This is a genomic window from Stenotrophomonas maltophilia (genome assembly GCF_001274595.1).
Classification (GTDB): Bacteria; Pseudomonadota; Gammaproteobacteria; order Xanthomonadales; family Xanthomonadaceae; genus Stenotrophomonas; species Stenotrophomonas forensis.
The window spans coordinates 408,730-424,831 of the sequence record NZ_CP011010.1; the positions used below are offsets into that span (position 1 = coordinate 408,730).

The 16,102-nt window shown below is 67.5% G+C and carries 14 protein-coding genes; 6 read left to right on the top strand and 8 right to left on the bottom strand.

The genetic code is table 11. The annotated features are described in order from the left end of the window. Positions 1-50: 50 nt before the first annotated feature. Complete coding sequence (gene tsaD, locus VN11_RS01850) at positions 51-1,076, top strand: tRNA (adenosine(37)-N6)-threonylcarbamoyltransferase complex transferase subunit TsaD (RefSeq protein WP_053448592.1); 1,026 nt, start codon at positions 51-53, stop codon at positions 1,074-1,076. Between the two features lie 56 nt (positions 1,077-1,132). Here the strand turns inward: tsaD and VN11_RS01855 are convergent, their stop codons facing one another. Then, positions 1,133-1,792: a hypothetical protein gene (locus tag VN11_RS01855; protein ID WP_053448593.1), complete on the bottom strand. Its 660-nt coding sequence runs from the start codon at positions 1,790-1,792 to the stop codon at positions 1,133-1,135. A 362-nt stretch (positions 1,793-2,154) separates the two neighbouring features. Here VN11_RS01855 and folB point away from each other — a divergent pair, with 362 nt between their 5' ends. The 4 genes from folB (at position 2,155) to VN11_RS01875 (ending at position 6,872) form a co-directional block, all read left to right on the top strand. Further along, positions 2,155-2,508 (top strand): dihydroneopterin aldolase, encoded by a 354-nt coding sequence (gene folB / locus VN11_RS01860; RefSeq protein ID WP_005407807.1) that lies wholly within the window; start codon positions 2,155-2,157, stop codon positions 2,506-2,508. A 90-nt stretch (positions 2,509-2,598) separates the two neighbouring features. After that, a complete protein-coding gene (locus VN11_RS01865) occupies positions 2,599-3,870 on the top strand; it encodes a mechanosensitive ion channel family protein (RefSeq protein WP_053448594.1) in 1,272 nt (423 codons plus the stop codon). Positions 3,871-3,998: 128 nt separating this feature from the next. Further along, positions 3,999-6,173, top strand: coding sequence for a glycoside hydrolase family 3 N-terminal domain-containing protein (locus VN11_RS01870; RefSeq protein WP_053448595.1), 2,175 nt, complete (start codon positions 3,999-4,001; stop codon positions 6,171-6,173). A gap of 129 nt (positions 6,174-6,302) precedes the next feature. After that, positions 6,303-6,872 (top strand): hypothetical protein, encoded by a 570-nt coding sequence (locus VN11_RS01875; RefSeq protein ID WP_053448596.1) that lies wholly within the window; start codon positions 6,303-6,305, stop codon positions 6,870-6,872. Between the two features lie 70 nt (positions 6,873-6,942). On the opposite strand, the gene VN11_RS01880 is transcribed toward VN11_RS01875, so the two are convergent. The 7 genes from VN11_RS01880 to VN11_RS01910 form a co-directional block, all read right to left on the bottom strand. Next, the gene (locus VN11_RS01880; RefSeq protein WP_053448597.1) at positions 6,943-8,112 is read right to left on the bottom strand and encodes a PQQ-dependent sugar dehydrogenase; all 1,170 of its coding nucleotides are present in this window, start codon (positions 8,110-8,112) and stop codon (positions 6,943-6,945) included. Between the two features lie 145 nt (positions 8,113-8,257). Continuing rightward, a complete protein-coding gene (locus VN11_RS01885; protein ID WP_053448598.1) occupies positions 8,258-8,599 on the bottom strand; it encodes a hypothetical protein in 342 nt (113 codons plus the stop codon). Positions 8,600-8,707: 108 nt separating this feature from the next. Then, entirely contained in the window at positions 8,708-10,009 is a 1,302-nt protein-coding gene (locus tag VN11_RS01890) for an APC family permease (protein ID WP_053448599.1), read from the bottom strand. Then, positions 10,006-10,767 carry a L,D-transpeptidase family protein gene (locus VN11_RS01895; RefSeq protein ID WP_053451228.1) on the bottom strand — a complete coding sequence of 254 codons (762 nt, stop codon included), beginning with the start codon at positions 10,765-10,767 and terminating at the stop codon, positions 10,006-10,008. Before VN11_RS01895 ends, VN11_RS01890 begins: the two co-directional genes overlap by 4 nt. A gap of 15 nt (positions 10,768-10,782) precedes the next feature. Next, positions 10,783-11,631: a MurR/RpiR family transcriptional regulator gene (locus tag VN11_RS01900; protein WP_053448600.1), complete on the bottom strand. Its 849-nt coding sequence runs from the start codon at positions 11,629-11,631 to the stop codon at positions 10,783-10,785. 301 nt (positions 11,632-11,932) lie between these two features. Beyond that, entirely contained in the window at positions 11,933-13,027 is a 1,095-nt protein-coding gene (locus VN11_RS01905) for a dipeptide epimerase (RefSeq protein ID WP_053448601.1), read from the bottom strand. Further along, the gene (locus VN11_RS01910) at positions 13,028-14,464 is read right to left on the bottom strand and encodes an SH3 domain-containing protein (RefSeq protein ID WP_053451229.1); all 1,437 of its coding nucleotides are present in this window, start codon (positions 14,462-14,464) and stop codon (positions 13,028-13,030) included. It abuts the gene before it with no gap. A gap of 132 nt (positions 14,465-14,596) precedes the next feature. Between VN11_RS01910 and VN11_RS01915 the strand changes: the two genes are divergently transcribed. Further along, entirely contained in the window at positions 14,597-16,087 is a 1,491-nt protein-coding gene (locus VN11_RS01915; RefSeq protein WP_053448602.1) for a transglutaminase-like domain-containing protein, read from the top strand. Positions 16,088-16,102: the final 15 nt, after the last annotated feature.

Here is a 16,102-nt window from a genome sequence, read left to right on the forward strand (position 1 = left end):
GAGATCTGCACGTCCCCCGAGGGGGCGGCAGGGGCGTCATAATAGCAGGCATGCGAGTCCTTGGCATCGAATCTTCCTGTGATGAGACCGGCGTGGCGGTGTATGACACCGACCTGGCCGGCAGCGCGGCCCTGCGCGCCCATGCGGTCTACAGCCAGATCGCCCTGCACGCCGAATATGGCGGTGTGGTGCCCGAGCTGGCCAGCCGCGACCACGTCCGCAAGCTGCTGCCGCTGGTGCGCCAGACCCTGGCCGAGTCCGGCCTTGGCGTGGGCGACATCGATGGCGTGGCCTACACCGCCGGGCCTGGCCTGGTCGGCGCCCTGCTGGTGGGCGCCGGCGTGGCCCGCTCGCTGGCCTGGGCGCTGGAGGTGCCGGCGGTGGGCGTACATCATATGGAAGGCCACCTGCTGGCCCCGCTGATGGAGGACGACCCGCCGGAAGCGCCGTTCGTGGCGCTGCTGGTGTCCGGTGGCCATACCCAGCTGGTGGCGGTGGACGCCATCGGCCAGTACCGCCTGCTGGGCGAGACCCTGGACGACGCGGCCGGCGAGGCCTTCGACAAGACCGCCAAGCTGATGGGCCTGCCGTACCCGGGCGGCCCGCAGCTGGCCAGGCTGGCTGAGCAGGGCACGCCGGGCGCGTACCGCTTCGCACGGCCGATGACCGACCGCCCGGGGCTGGATTTCAGCTTCTCCGGCCTGAAGACCCAGGTCCTGATGGCCTGGCGCGACAGCGACCAGAGCGAGCAGACCCGCGCCGACATCGCCCGTGGCTTCGAAGATGCCGTGGTCGAGACCCTGTCGATCAAGTGCGAGCGCGCGCTGGAGGCGGCCGGGACCAACGTGATCGTGGTGGCCGGCGGCGTCGGTGCCAACACGCGCCTGCGCGCACGCCTGAAGCAGATGGCGGAGCGCCTCGGCGGCCGCGCCTGCTTCCCGCGCCCGGCGCTGTGCACCGACAACGGCGCGATGATCGCCTTCGCCGGCGCGCTGCGCCTGCAGGCCGGCCAGCACAGCCCGCCGAAGGTGGACGTGACTCCACGCTGGGACATGGCGACGTTGCCGGCGGTGTGAACCCCGACCGCCGCGCTCTGTAGCGTCGAGCCATGCTCGACTGCGCGTGATCGAGGCTACGCACGCGCACCCAACGGCGACGCTGCCAGCACGGTCGTCGCCCGCTCATGGCGCTGCAGCCACCCCAGCGTATGCGGGCAGCGCGCATGGATCAGCCGCCCGATCGCCGCCAGGTCCGCGCCGAGGTCGCGTTCCAGGATGGGCTCGTGGTGCGCGATGCGGTTGCGCAGATGGCGGATGCGCCCGATGTCTGCATGGATGGCTTTCCTGATCACGCTTGGATGAGCTGCAGGCGCATGACGCAGAACCGTCCCGAGCGCCGGTATCCACAGCGTGGCGTCGAAGCGACAGGTGAAGAGCTGCTGCCAGAACACCATCGGCAGGTCAGCGACGATCCCGGGTGTATCTGTTGCGCGGCTGGCGACCTGTTCCAGCGCGGCTCTGGCTGAGGTGGATGAAGAGGCAGGTAGCCTGCGTCTGAAGGCATCGTTCCAAGGCCAGCGCGGGCCGTGCTGTCGGGCCAATGCCGATGCCGCTGCGTTGCGCGTGACCACTTCGCACAGGTGGACCGGCATCATCAACGCGCCGCACATCCGCATGTTCCACACGTACAGGGATTCGGCAGTAACGTCAGGGCCGCAGGTTGATGCGATTCTCTCGTAGGTCGACAACCGCTCCGCTGACAACGCGCGCCTCAATGCATCGTATGCAGCCATTGTGATGTGCGGTGGTGAAGGGAAGACGCAGGTTGTCCAGGGATCGAGTCGGCCACCATCAGGAAACCTCCTTGCGTGCGTGGCCTGTTTCCCGCGTTTCGGCCGGGGCGAACACGAGGGTCTGCGTTGTCGGCATTGGCCTTGACCCACCGTTTGATGACTGACTAGTCTGGGCACCTGCGCCACCGGGACTCGCGGCTTGAGAAAGCTCCCCCCGGGGACAAAGGTAGTACCAAAGGGCTCCGCTAGCGGGGCCCTTTGTTTTTTTCGCGCCCGCCTCGGTCGGAGTGCCCACCGCCCGTTCCGGGCAGGCTCACCGCCGTGCCGTTACCATGGTTGCCTGTATTCGGCTGGTAACCGCAATGGACAAGGTTTTCATCGAGGGGCTGACGATCGACGCCCTGATCGGTATCTACGATTGGGAACGACGGATCCGCCAGGACCTGGTGTTCGACCTGGAAATGGGCTTCGACAACCGTCGCCCCGCGGCCACCGACGACATTGCCCACACCCTGAACTACAAGGCGGTCAGCAAGCGCCTGGAGCAGTTCGTGCGCGAGTCGGAGTTCGGCCTGGTCGAGACCCTGGCCGAGCGCTGTGCGCAGATCGTGCTGGACGAATTCGACGTGAAGTGGCTGCGCCTGAAGCTGAGCAAGCCGGGTGCGGTGCGTGGCGCACGCGCGGTGGGCGTGATCATCGAACGCACGCGGGACTGACCCGGCGACGCCGGCTGCGGCCGGCAACCTGGTAGTGCCGGCCGCTGGCCGGCAACCTCAACAGCAAAGAACGAAGCAAGGAGACAACCGATGGTGGACGCGGTGGTGGCGGTACAGTGGCTGGAAAAGCTGCAGAACACACTGGAACCCTATCCCGGCGCCTACCTGGCGTTGATGATCACGGCGCTGCTGGTCGCAGCGGGCCTGGCCAACTGGGTGACCAAGCGCATCCTGCTGCGCGGGCTGCGGCGTCTGCTCAGCCGCCTGCCGGGTGCCGACACCGGCCGTGGCAGCCATCTGATGCGGGTGATCTCGCGCCTGTCCAACGTGGTGCCCAGCCAGGTGATCGCCTCGGGCATCCGCATCGTACCGGACCTGCCGCCGGGTCTGGTCAGCTTCATCATCGGCGCCTGCCAGGCGTGGGCGATCCTGACCGTGGTGCTGGCGATATCGCATGCGCTGGATGCGGCCAACGACCTTTACGAGCGCCGCCCCGAGGCACGCAACAAGCCGATCAAGGGCTACCTGCAGGTCGCCAAGATCGTGATCTTCGTGATCGCCGGGCTGTCCATCGTCGCCACTCTGGCCGGCGTTGACCTGCGCTATCTGGTGACCGGCCTGGGCGCGGCCACCGCGGTGCTGATGCTGATCTTCCAGGACACCATCCTGTCGCTGGTGGCCAGCGTGCAGATCAGCGGCGATGGCCGCGTGCGCATCGGCGACTGGATCGAGATGCCCAGCCAGAACGCCGACGGTGACGTCATCGACATCGCGCTGCACACCGTGACCGTGCAGAACTTCGACAAGACCATCACCACCATCCCGACCAAGAAGCTGGTGACCGAGTCGTTCAAGAACTGGCGCGGCATGCAGGAGGCCGGTGGCCGCCGCATCAAGCGCGCGCTGTACCTGGACCAGCACAGCGTCGGCTTCCTGGACGAGGGTGACCTGGCCTTCCTCGGCGAGTTCGCACTGCTGCGCGACTACCTGCACGAGAAGGCGCAGGAGCTGGGGCAGTGGAACGGGCGCCTGCGCGAACAGGGCGTGGCCGAGGTCAACAGCCGCCGGGTGACCAACCTGGGCACGTTCCGCGCCTATGTGGAGCGCTACCTGCGCAGCCACCCGGGCATCCATACCGACATGACCCTGCTGGTACGGCAGCTGCAACCGACCACCGAGGGCCTGCCGCTGGAGCTGTACTGCTTCACCCGCAGCACCGCCTGGGGCGAGTACGAAGCGGTGCAGTCGGACATCTTCGACCACCTGCTGGCGATCCTGCCGGCCTTCGGGCTGCGGGTGTTCCAGGCCTCCAGCGATGCCATGTTGATGGCCGGGCAGCGCCAGTTGGCCGGCTCGGAGTAAGCTGCGAAGCCTCCGGCCGGACCGTACGGATCCGGCTGGAGCCTGAAACTGAATGACGAAACCTCTCGCCAAATGGCTCGGGATCGCTAGAATGCCGGGCTTGTAAACGTTTTCATCAAGGACTGCTGGTGGCCTCCGATCGCATCGAATCCCTCATTGCCCAGATGACCGTCGAGGAAAAGGTCGGCCAGCTGGGTGTCTTCGCGGACATGGTCCGCCCGTTCGCCCCGGACGTGAACCCGGAAGCCAACGTGCGCAATGCCGACCAGGTGCTGCAGCAGGTGCGCGAGGGCAAGGTCGGCTCGCTGTTCAATGGTGTCGGCGCCGAGCTGGGCCGCCGCATCCAGCAGGTCGCCACCGAGGAAAGCCGCCTGGGCATCCCGGTGATCCTGGCTGCCGACGTCATCCACGGCATGCGCACCGTGTTCCCGATCCCGCTGGGCGAGGCTGCCAGCTTCGAACCGGAGCTGGCCGAGCGCACCGCCCGCGCCACCGCCATCGAGGCGACCGCCGCCGGCCTGCACTGGACCTATGCGCCGGCCGTGGACATCGCCCGCGACCAGCGCTGGGGCCGTGGCGCCGAAGGGGCCGGTGAGGACGTGGTGCTGGGCTGTGCCTTCGCCGCCGCCCGCGTGCGTGGCTTCCAGGGCAGCGACCTGCGCGCCGACGATTCGCTGCTGGCCACGCCGAAGCATTTCGCCGCCTATGGCGCGGTGATGGCCGGCATGGAATACAACATGGTGGACATCTCGCCGCAGACCCTGCGCGATGTGCACCTGCCGCCGTTCAAGGCTGCCTTCGACGCTGGCGCGATTACCGTGATGTCGTCGTTCAACGACATCAACGGTGTACCGGCCAGCGCCAACGCCGAACTGCTGACCGACATCCTGCGCGGTGAGTGGAAGTTCCCGGGCGTGGTGATCTCCGATTACACCGCCGACATGGAGCTGGTCGCACACGGCTATGCCGCCGATGACCGCGATGCCACCGCCAAGGCGTTCACCGCCGGCCTCGACCTGAGCATGCAGAGCGGTTTCTACGCCGAGCACCTGCCGGGCCTGGTCGAGAGCGGTGAAGTGCCGATGGCAGTGCTGGATGAAGGCGTGCGCCGCATCCTGTGGCTGAAGGAAACCATCGGCCTGTTCGACGACCCGTACCGTTCGCTGGACCCGGCGCGCGAAGCGGATACCTCGCACATCGCCGCGCATGACGAACTGTCGCGCGATGCCGCGCGCCGTTCGATCGTGCTGCTGAACAACCGCGACAACGTGCTGCCGCTGCAGAAGACCGGGCAGAAGATCGCGCTGATCGGCCCGTTCGTGCAGGACCGCGAGAACATCGAAGGCTGCTGGACGCTGTTCGGCGACAAGCAGCGCTACGTGGACCTGGAAACCGGCGTGCGTGCCGCCATCGGCGATGACTCGCTGCTGGAGATCGTGCCCGGCTGCGATCTGGAAACCGCGATTGCCGGCGGCACCGAAGCGGCGGTGGCCGCCGCGTTGCGCGCCGATGTGGTGGTGCTGGCGCTGGGCGAACCGCAGCGTTACAGCGGTGAAGCGCAGTCGCGCGTGGAGATCACCCTGCCGCCGGCACAGCAGGCGCTGGCCGAGGCCGTGGCGATGACCGGCAAGCCGCTGGTGGTGCTGCTGCGCAACGGTCGCGCGCTGGCGCTGCAGGGCGCGGTGCGCAATGCACAGGCGGTGGCGGTGACCTGGTACCTGGGCACGCAGACCGGCCATGCCGTGGCCGATGTGCTGTTCGGCGATTACAGCCCGTCCGGCCGCCTGCCGGTCAGCTTCCCGCAGGTGTCCGGCCAGCAGCCGTACTTCTACAACCACCCGCGCACCGGCCGCCCGGAGCTGCCGACCATGTCGGAGTTCAAGGCACGCTGGCGCGAGATTCCGAACGAGCCGCTGTACCCGTTCGGCCACGGCATCGGCTACACCTCGTTCGACTACGGTGTGCCGCAGCTGAGTGCGGCCCAGCTGGGCTGGGACGAGACCCTGACCCTCACCACCACGCTGACCAACAGCGGTGAAGTGGCGGGCGAGGAAGTGGTGCAGCTGTACATCCACGACCGCGTGGCCAGCCGCGTGCGTCCGGTGCGTGAACTGAAGGACTTCCGCAAGGTTGCATTGCAGCCGGGCGAGTCGACGGAAGTGGTGTTCACCCTGACCCGCGAGCAGCTGGCCTTCACCGGCCGCGACGGCGTGCTGCGTGCCGAGCCTGGACAGTTCGAGGTGTGGGTGTGCGCCTCGTCGGCCGCTGGCGAAGCGGTGCAGTTCGAACTGCTGAAGGGCTGATCGAAGAAAAAGGGGACGGAGGGAATTAAGTCGTTTGTGCCATAAACGACTTAATTCCCTCCGTCCCCTTTTTGTTGCCATCACTGGCCCGGCGCTACCATCGGGGCCTTGATCCGATGGAGTTCGCGCATGCGCAAGATCGCTTTCCTTGTTCCGGCCCTGCTGCTGGCCGCCTGTTCGCAGCCGGCACCCCCGGCCGAGCCTGCGGCGGATGCGCCGCCGCCGATGACCGGTTCCACCCCGGCCGAAGCGGCAGCCAGCACCACGCCGGACCCGGCCGCTGCGCCGCAGGCAGCGGCAGAGCACGCCAGCGAAAATCCCACCCCCGCCGCCGCCGAGGAGGGCGATGCACGCGCGCGCATCGACAGCGTGCTGGGCGATGCCGCGCAGTACGAGAAGGTGTTCAACGCGTTCAAGACCGCCGTGGTTGGTGGTGACCGCGCGGCCGTGGTGGAGGAAGTGCGCTTCCCGTTGAACATCGCTGGTGGCAAGAAGATCACCGGGCCGGGCGAGTTTCAGCGCAACTACGAGAAGATCATCACGCCGGCGGTGGTCAAGGCGATGTCCGGGCAGGACTTCGGCAAGGTGTTCGTCAACCAGCAGGGTGTGATGATCGGTGATGGGCAGGTCTGGCTGACCGGCGAGTGCCTGGACAAGGCCTGTGCGCGTACCGAGGTGAAGGTCGGCACCATCCAGTGAATGCAAACGGCCCCGTGTACGGGGCCGTTGGGTAGGAGCGATGCCGGCCAGCGGCCGGCACTATCGGGCGTCAGGTCTTCGGGGTGAGCTTCAGCAGGCGTGCCTTGCTGCCGTCTTCCAGCAGCCACAGCGCGCCATCCGGGCCCTGTTCCACTTCGCGGATGCGCTCGCCCATGTTGAAGCGCTCGGCTTCGCGCGCGCTGTCGCCGTCGAAGGCCACGCGCACCAGCGAGGTGGAGGACAGGCCGCCGATGAAGCCGCTGTCCTTCCACTGCGGGAACAGGGTGCCGCTGTAGATCACGAAGCCGGCTGGGGAGATCACCGGCGTCCAGGTCACCTTCGGCGCGGCGAATTCCGGACGGGTGTCGTGGTCGGGAATCGGGCGGCCATCGTAGTGGTTGCCATTGGAGACGATCGGGTAGCCGTAGTTGGCGCCGCGCACGATCAGGTTCAGTTCGTCGCCGCCGGCCGGGCCCATCTCGTGCGCCCACAGCTTGCCGTTGGCATCGAAGGCCATGCCGAGGATGTTGCGGTGGCCCAGCGACCACACCTGTGCGGCGACGCCCCCCTGCGAGGCGAACGGATTGTCGGCGGGCAGGCTGCCATCGTCGTTGAGGCGGATGATCTTGCCGAGGTTACCGCTCATGTCCTGCGCCGGATCGAACTTCTGCCGCTCGCTGGAGCTGATCCACAGCTTGCCGTCCGGGCCGAAGGCGAGGCGGTGACCGTAGTGGCCCTCACCGCTGACCTTGGGGCTCTGCCGCCAGATCACCTTCAGGTCCTTCAGCTGGCCGGCGCCGCTGGCGTCCAGCGCCAGCGTGGCGCGGGCGACGGCAGCACCGCGGGTATCCAGCGTGCCTTCCTCGGCGTAGCTGAGGTAGATCACGTGGTTGCGGGCGAACTGCGGATGCAGGATCACATCGCCGAAACCGCCCTGGCCGCCATAGGCGACCTTGGGAACGCCGGTGATTTCATGCTTCTGGCCGCTGGCCAGGTCCAGATGCTGCAGCTTTCCGCGCTTCTCGGTAACCAGCAGGCTGCCGTCGGGCAGGAAGGTCATCGCCCACGGTTGGTCGAAGCGGCTGACTTCGGTGGCGGTGAAGGGACGTTGGTCGGCGGCGGTGGTGGTCGCTGGTGCAGCGGCCTGGCCACCGTTGGCGGCCGGGTCGGCAGCGTTGCAGGCCGAGGTGGCAAGGATCGGCACCAGGCCGAGGGCGAGCAGCAGGGGCGTGCGGGTCATGGGTATCTCCAGTGCGGGGATGCGGATGGCCGGGCTGTCCCTTGTATACCACTGGAGCGGTGACCGTCGTGGCCCGAAGGTCCTGAACAGGTGCATGTCTGGACAGAGCCGGGCAGGACGCGGCTCTGTCGTGGGCGCGGTTCGATCAGGTACCGCGCGGTACGCCCTTGTCCAGCCGCTGGTCGAGGTTGACCGCCTCCTCCCAACCACGGCGCACCGCGCTGCGTGCCTGTGCCCATTCCAGGCGGCTGCGGCCGCGCTCGCTGGCCCAGCGTGATTCCAGCTCGCCCTCCACTTCCTCGTAGGCGCGGATGATGTCCTGCGCACGCGCGGCGTGGCCGATGCGGTAGGCCGGTTCATAATCCTCGAAGAACAGCTGGTCGTCGTAGTACGGCTCGGCGGTGTAGCGCTCGCGCCAGAAGTTGCTGACCGCGTCGCGCGGCGTGCTGTCGTCCGGTACGCGGCCGGGAATCTGGTACTCGGTCATGAAGGGGCTCCGTTGTGGACGAAGCCTGATCGTGCCTGCGGGCGGGTTAACCGCCGGGGCCGGCAGCGTGATCGCCAGATCAATCCGCCGGTCAGGGCGCGCCACCGTTCATCCGGCGTCGGCGTCCTTGCGTGGCAGCTTGTAGATCACCGCGCCGATGGCGAAGGCCACCAGCGCGGCGGCGATGTTCTGCCAGCTGGCACTGGCGAACAGCGCCAGGCACAGCAGCAGCGCCAGTACCGGAATCAGCGGGCCACCGGGCAGTTTCAACGCGCCCGGGCGGTCGGCATAGCGCTTGGCCAGTACCAGTACCGCAGCGGCGGTGCCGATGTAGGCGAACAGGCGCGTGGTCATCGACAGCAGCGCCAGCTGCACGAACGAACCGGACAACGCCAGGCCGAGCGCGATCAGGCCCTGGCACAGGATCGAGGCGGCCGGGGTATGGAAGCGCGGATGCACCTGCGCCAGGATCTTCGGCCCGTAGCCATCGCGGGCCAGCGCGAACAGGAAGCGCGGGCCCATCATCATCGTGTTGCTGTTGGTGCCGAGGATGGAGATGGTGGCACCGATGGTCAGGATCAGGGCCAGCGCTTCGCCACCGAATCCGGCGGCGGCGTCGGCCAGCGGCGTCGCCGAGCTGGACAGGCCGGCCAGCGTGCCCTGCGCCACCACCTGCACCGCGCCGTAGATGACGGTGACAGTGATGATCATGGTGATCAGCGCGAACGGAATATCGCGGCGCGGATTGCGGTACTCGCCGGCGGCGGCCGGGATGTTCTCGAAGCCGGCGTAGGCGTACAGCAGCAGGAGCGCTGCCTCGCCCATGCGCTGCAGGTCGTGCGGGTCCGGGCGCTGGCCGGAGAACGCCAGCTGCGGATCAATGTAGAACGCGCCGATGGCCACGAACAGCAGCAGCGGCAGCATCTTGCCGATCACCAGCACCACGCCGGTGCGCGCGGCCGAGCGCACGCCGATGATGTTGACCCCGGTGAGGAAGCCCAGCGAGACCACGATCACCGCGATGCGACCCAGGCCGGCGCCAGCCCACGGCCAGAAGCGTGCGACCGCATCGGCCAGCGCATTGCTGAGCGCCGCGGCCGAGCTGATGCGGGTCAGCCAGATCATCCAGCCGATCTCGAACCCGGCGAAGCGGCCGAACGCCTCGCGCGCATACAGGTAGCTGCCGCCCGGCTCATCGAAGTAGCTGGCGGCCTGCGCGTAGCACAGCACCAGCAGCGCGACGACGATGCCGGCGGCGACCACGCCCCACAGGCTGAAGGGGCCGAGCAGGGCGACGGTGGCGGCCGGCAGCAGGTAGATGCCGCTGCCGATCACATCGTTGATCGACAGGCCGACGATCTGCCAGCGGCTGACCGCGCGCTGCAGCTGCGGTTCGTCCTGCGCGCTCAACGGACGTCTCCGCTCAGTGCGGGCAGCTGCCACTGTGCCTGCAGGCGCTGGTACTCGGCGCGCGGCAGCAGCACGAAGCGCGGCGTGTCCTGCGGCCGCAGCCAGTCCAGCAGCGCCTGCATGCGCGCCAGCGGCATGGCGGTGCAGCCGGCCGTGGCTTCGCCCGGCTGGCGCCACAGGTGGGCGAAGATGCAGCTGCCCTTGCCGGGCTGGTTGTCCGGGTTGTGGGCGATCACAAAGCCCTGCTGGTAGCGCACGTCGCCCTTGTTGTGCAGGTCCAGCCGCATCGGCTCGGTGGAGCCCTTGACCGCTGCACTGCCGACCTTGTTCGCATCGACGATGCGGTTGTAGAACGGCGAGGCGGGCACGTCCATGCAGTAGCTGCTGTCGAGCATCGGCTGGTAGGGCATTGCGGTGCCGGGGCGGGTGACGGCGTAGCCGAACGCGCTGCCGAGCGCGAACACACCGGCCGGGCTGCGGCCGTCGCCTTCCTGCTTCTGCGGGCCATCGGCCTGTGCCGGATGCAGGCCCAGCCCCCATGCGCTGCCGGTGCGGCCCAGTGCCACCGGGAATGGTTGCCCATGCGGGTGCCAACCCTTGCCATCGCGTACATACGCCTGCAGTTGGCCCTGGGTGCTGTCCCAGCCTTCGCTGGTGACCACGATCAACTGGCGCGCGCCGTCCAGCGGCGCGGCGTGGACGGCCCACGCTGTGGCAAGCAGCAGCGCGAAGGCGGCGAGGCGGGCCAGCGATTTCATCAACATGCGCTCCGGTCAGGAATCCAGCAGGTGGTCGATCCGCTCCAGGTTCACGGCCAGCTGCTGCTGGCGGTCCGGATTGGCGTGGCAGAGCAGCACGAACAGGAAATCCAGCAGGGCGTGCATGGCGCTACGGTACAGCAGCTGCGCGACCTGCGGCGTGCGGTCGTGCGCGCAGACCGCCAGTGCCGCATCCGCATGCGCGCGCAGCGGATTGGCGGTATGGCGGGTGATGGAAATCACCTTGCCCCCCATGTCCTGGAACTGCCGCGACAGCTGCGACAGCTGGGGCAGGCTTCCGAATTCGGAGAACACCAGCAGCACATCGTTCGGGCGTGCCGCCGACAGGTTGGCCAGCATCAGGACCGGGTCGGTATGCGGCACCACCAGCAGCCCGAGCAGCGACAGCCGCATGGCGAACTCGCGGGCATACAGGCCGTCATCGCCCAGCCCGTACACGAACAGCTTCGGGGCGTCGTCGAGCAGCTGCACGATGCGTTCGATCTCCGCGCGCGGATTGGCCTGGCGGGTTTCCTCTTCGGCCAGCGCCTTGCTGCGGCGCAGGGCCTCGCCCAGGCGCAGGTAGTCGTCGCCGCTGTCCGGTTCGCTCGGCGCTTGCTGCGGGTCGGTCCCGGCGCGCGCGACGTCCTGGCCGATGGAGTACTTCAGGTCCGGGTAGCCCTTGAAGCCGAGCTTCTGGCTGAACTTCACCACGCTGGACTGGCTGATGCCCAGTGCGCTGGCCAGCTGCTGGGACGAGTAATCGCGCAGCAGGTGGGCGTTGTCGAGGATGAAGTCGGCAATGCGGCGTTCGATGGCCGACATCTGCCCGCGCTCGGAGCGGATCTTCAGCAGGGGCGGCATGCGGGGTGTCCGGGTGTCTGCAAAGGCGTTGTGGTTGGCAGCGTAGAGCGTGTCATGGAATGGGTCGGGCGGGTGGGGATTGCAGGGGACGCCGTGAATCCGTCCATGGAGGCTTGGCCGCCGCATCCATGCGGCGGACACCCCTGCAAGCCCCACCCGCCCGACCCCGGACAGATCGCGCGCGTGCCAGCCGCGAAGGGGTTACGGGGTAGGGCAAAAACAAGAGCAACGTCGTCCACGCGCGGCGTGGATCTACCGTGGCACCTGCCTTGTAGAGTCGAGCCATGCTCGACTGCGAGCATCACCCCAGCATCTCCAGCCCCCGCACTTCGGTGATGCCCAACCCCGGCACGTCGCCGATGCTGATCTCCGATTCGTTGAAATGCACGCCACCGCTGACCGGGTCGAACTGGCCCAGCGATGGGCCGTCCAGATCGACCTTGGTGATCACATCGCTCTTGGCCACCGCCAGGTGCACCGCTGCGGCCACGCTGATGCTCGACTCGATCATGCAGCCGATCATGCACGGCACACCGTAGATGCCGGCGATGTCGGCAATGCGGATCGCATTGGACAGGCCGCCGGTCTTCATCAGCTTGATGTTGATGATGTCCGCTGCGCGCTGCTGGATCAGGTCCATCACCTGGCTCGGGCTGAACACGCTCTCGTCGGCCATCACCGGCGTGTTGACGCGGTCGGTGACGTACTTCAGGCCGCTGATGTCGGCGGCCTTCACCGGTTGCTCCAGAAGTTCCAGCACCACGCCGGCCTCTTCCAGCGTGCGCATCGCATGTACCGCCTGCTTGGCGGTCCAGCCCTGGTTGGCATCCAGCCGCAACAACGCGCGGCCTTCCACCGCGGCGTGGATCGCCTTGACCCGCTCGATGTCCAGGCCGATGTCCTTGCCGACCTTGATCTTCAGCGACTCGAAGCCGCGTTCGATCGCCGACAACGAGTCGGCCACCATCTTGTCGATGTAGTCCACGCTGATGGTGATGTCGGTGGTGATCACCGGGTCGCCGCCGCCAAGCATCTGGTACAACGGCGCGCCATGCAGCTGCGCCCACAGGTCGTACAGCGCGATTTCCACCGCGGCCTTGGCGCTGGTGTTGCGCTCCATCGCGCTCTGCACCAGCCCGCACAGGCGGTTGAGGTTGGCCACCTCCTGGCCGATCAGGCGCGGCGCGATGAAGTGGCGGATCGCTTCGATGATCGAGCCATGGGTATCGCCGGTGATCACTGCCGTGGCCGGCGCTTCGCCATAGCCGGTGTGGCCGGTGTCAGTGCGGATCAGCACCACCACGTCCTCCACGGTCTCCACCGTGCGCAGGGCGGTCTTGAACGGCGTCTTCAGCGGCACGCGCAGCATGCCCAGTTCGATGGCGGTGATCTTCATTCAGGGAGTCTTGGCTCGCAGGCGCTGGATGTTGGTGATGCGGTCGATGTAGCGGACGCTGTCGCTGGCCATCATCGGCTCCAGCGGCGTGACCGAAACACCATTGAGATGGGCCTGCACACGTTTGCCGTCGGCACCGAACCAGCTGCCGCCTGCCGTATCGTGGATGACCCAGGTGCGGCCGTCGACGTGGCCGATGGCCATCATCACGTGGCCGGGGATGTAGACCAGGTCGCCCACCTGCAGACCGGTGACAGCGCGGTCGCGCACCGTCTTGCCGTCCTTGCTGGTGAACGGCAGGCGGTCCAACGCCGGGCTGACCGCCTGCGCGCTGGTATTGCGCGGCAGCAGCACGCCGAAGCTGCGGTAGATCTCGGACACGAAACCGCTGCAGTCGCGGGTGTCGTAGTCGTGGCCCCAGCCGTAGCGCTCGCCGAGGAATTTGAAGGCCTGTTGCAGCAGCAGGCGCGGGGTCAGCGGCAGGTAGTCGGCGGCGGTGTCCTGCGAGCGCGGCAGCAGCGCAGGGACCAGTTTCAGGCGACCATCGGCCTCGCGTACCGGCAACTGCACCACCCACGAGGCATGCGCTTGTTGCCCGTTTACCGGCGTAGCAGCGGGCCAGTCGGCCAGCACCGGCAGGCGCACGCCCATGTCCAGCTGCAGGCGCGACACGCGCGGTTCTTCCGGGGTGTAGGCGGTCTGCGCGGTGGCGCCGGTGATGATGCGGTAGGGCCCCTTTGCGCCGTAGCCGAGTACCGAGGCCTTGTCACCACTGGCAATCGCGTCGGCCTCGACCCACGCGCTGTAGCGCTCGCTGTGCACGAACAGCCAGCGGCCATCGGCACTGCGATGGACCACGGCGACCTTGTCGCCGGGGAACAGCGCCGATTCCTGGAAGCGGTCGATGTCGGTGTCACCGACGCTGCTGAAAACGCGCTCGCGGGTGGGGAAGGTGCGCAGCGCCGCACGCCTCACCACCAGCCCATACTGCGGCGCTGCCTGCGCGGGAATCGCCTCCAGCCCGAGGTTGGCTTCGATCGCGCGGCGCAGTGCCGGTGTGATGGGCTGGCCCTTGTCGTTGTAGAGGGCGCGCGTGGGCCAGCTCGACAGCGCGGTGATGCTGTCGCGCACCGCGGTCGCATCCAGCTGAGCGGGCAGTGCGGCAATGTCCTGGATATGGCTGTCCTGCGCCTGCATCCGTGCGTTCTGCGCGTCGATCTGCGCGCGGTCGAGGATCGGCGCATCGGCGTTGTCCAGGCGCGCGGCCCAGTACTGCGGGGTCAGGAACGCCTCGTGCAGGCCGATCACATACGGCAGTGGTGCGCCGGGATCGGGTGCCGGAGTGGTCTGCGCAAAGGCGGGCGCCGCCAGCAGGCACAGCGCCAGGGTCAAGCGGCGCGGCCAATGCCGGTGCCGTTCGCGGGAAGCCAGGATCATGCGCTGCACACCCTCCTCGAATGCCTGTTGGAATATTTATTCCTTTCGGCTTCGAAATCAAGAATAAATTATTGACCGGCATCCCGGCCCGTGTTACACAGCCGTTACCACCCGCGCTGGGGAAGTGTCGCTGTGGATCCTGCCGTTCGCAAACCGCGTCTGACTGCTGCTGCCGGCCTGGGTGCCGCGCTGCTGCTGTGGGCGTGGTCGGCGGGCGCGGAGCCGCCGCCCTCGGCCATCCAGTTTGCGCGGGTCGTGCAGATGATCGACGTGGGACGGTTCTCCGAAGCTCATAGCGAGCTGAATACCTGGTCGGCGGCCGACGCGGCGGAACCGGGCGTCAGTTTCGATGACATCGCGTTCCAGGAAGAACGCATGCGCCGCATCCGCCTGGACTTTTCCCTCGACGAAACCGCCGCCAAGTCTGCCGTGCGGCGCTGGATTCCCGACCTGACCGACGAGGAATTCGCGCGCTGGGATCAGCTCGGCCTGATCGAGCACCTCGATATCGATGGCACGCGTTGGTACTTCAAGCGCGCACCGTCGAACCTGTTCCTGCTCAGCGATGAAGCACGTGCACGCCGCCGTGCGGATGCACCGATGCCGGCGCCGGGCCCGAACGAAGTGCTCAACGCCCATCACGTGCGCGTGCTTGCCGCGGCCGAACAGAGCGGCAAGGCCTCCGTGCTGCCGCAGCGCATCGAATTCACCCAGTCGCTCACCGTGAAGGCCGATGCGGTGCCGGCCGGCGAAACCGTACGCGCATGGATTCCGTATCCGCGTGAGATTCCCGGCCAGCAGGAACAGGTGCAGTGGCTGGGCAGTACGCCGGGCAAGGCACGCGTGGCACCGGCAAGCACGCTGCAGCGCACCGCCTACCTTGAAGCCAAGGCCGTAGCCGGCAAGCCGACCCGCTTCGAGATCCGCTACGCGGTCACGATCTTCGCCCGGCATACCGCGATTGATCCGGCCAAGGTGCAGCCGACGCCGGCCGATCCGGCGCTGCAACCCTACCTGTCCGAGCAGCTGCCACATGTGCGCTTCACTCCTGCACTGAAGCTGTTCTCCGACCAGGTACTGCAGGGCGAGACGCGGCCGTATGAGGTGGTGCGCAAGCTGTTCGCTGCGGTGGATCGCGTTCCGTGGGCCGGTGCGCGCGAATATTCCACGATCAGCAATCTCAGCGATTACGCGTTGCGTGCCGGCCATGCCGACTGCGGTCAGCAGACGCTGCTGTTGATCGCGCTGCTGCGCATGAACGGCATTCCCGCGCGCTGGCAGTCGGGCATGGTGTTCTCCGGCGATGGCAGTGGCTACAACAACCTGCACGATTGGGGGCAGGTCTACCTGACGCCGTATGGCTGGCTGCCGATGGACGTGACCACCGGCGCACTGGCCAGCGACGTGCCGGCCCTGCGCGACTTCTACCTGGGTGGCCTGGACGGCTACCGCATCGCCTTCAACGATGATTTCGGCCAGCCCTTGGTGCCGGCCAAACAGCACTTCCGCTCGGAAACGGTCGACTCGCAGCGCGGCGAGGCCGAGTGGGCAGGCGGCAACCTGTACTTCGACCAATGGAGCTACGACTTCCAGTGGCGGGTACTGCCAGCCAGGCAACGCTAGCGCGACACATCACAC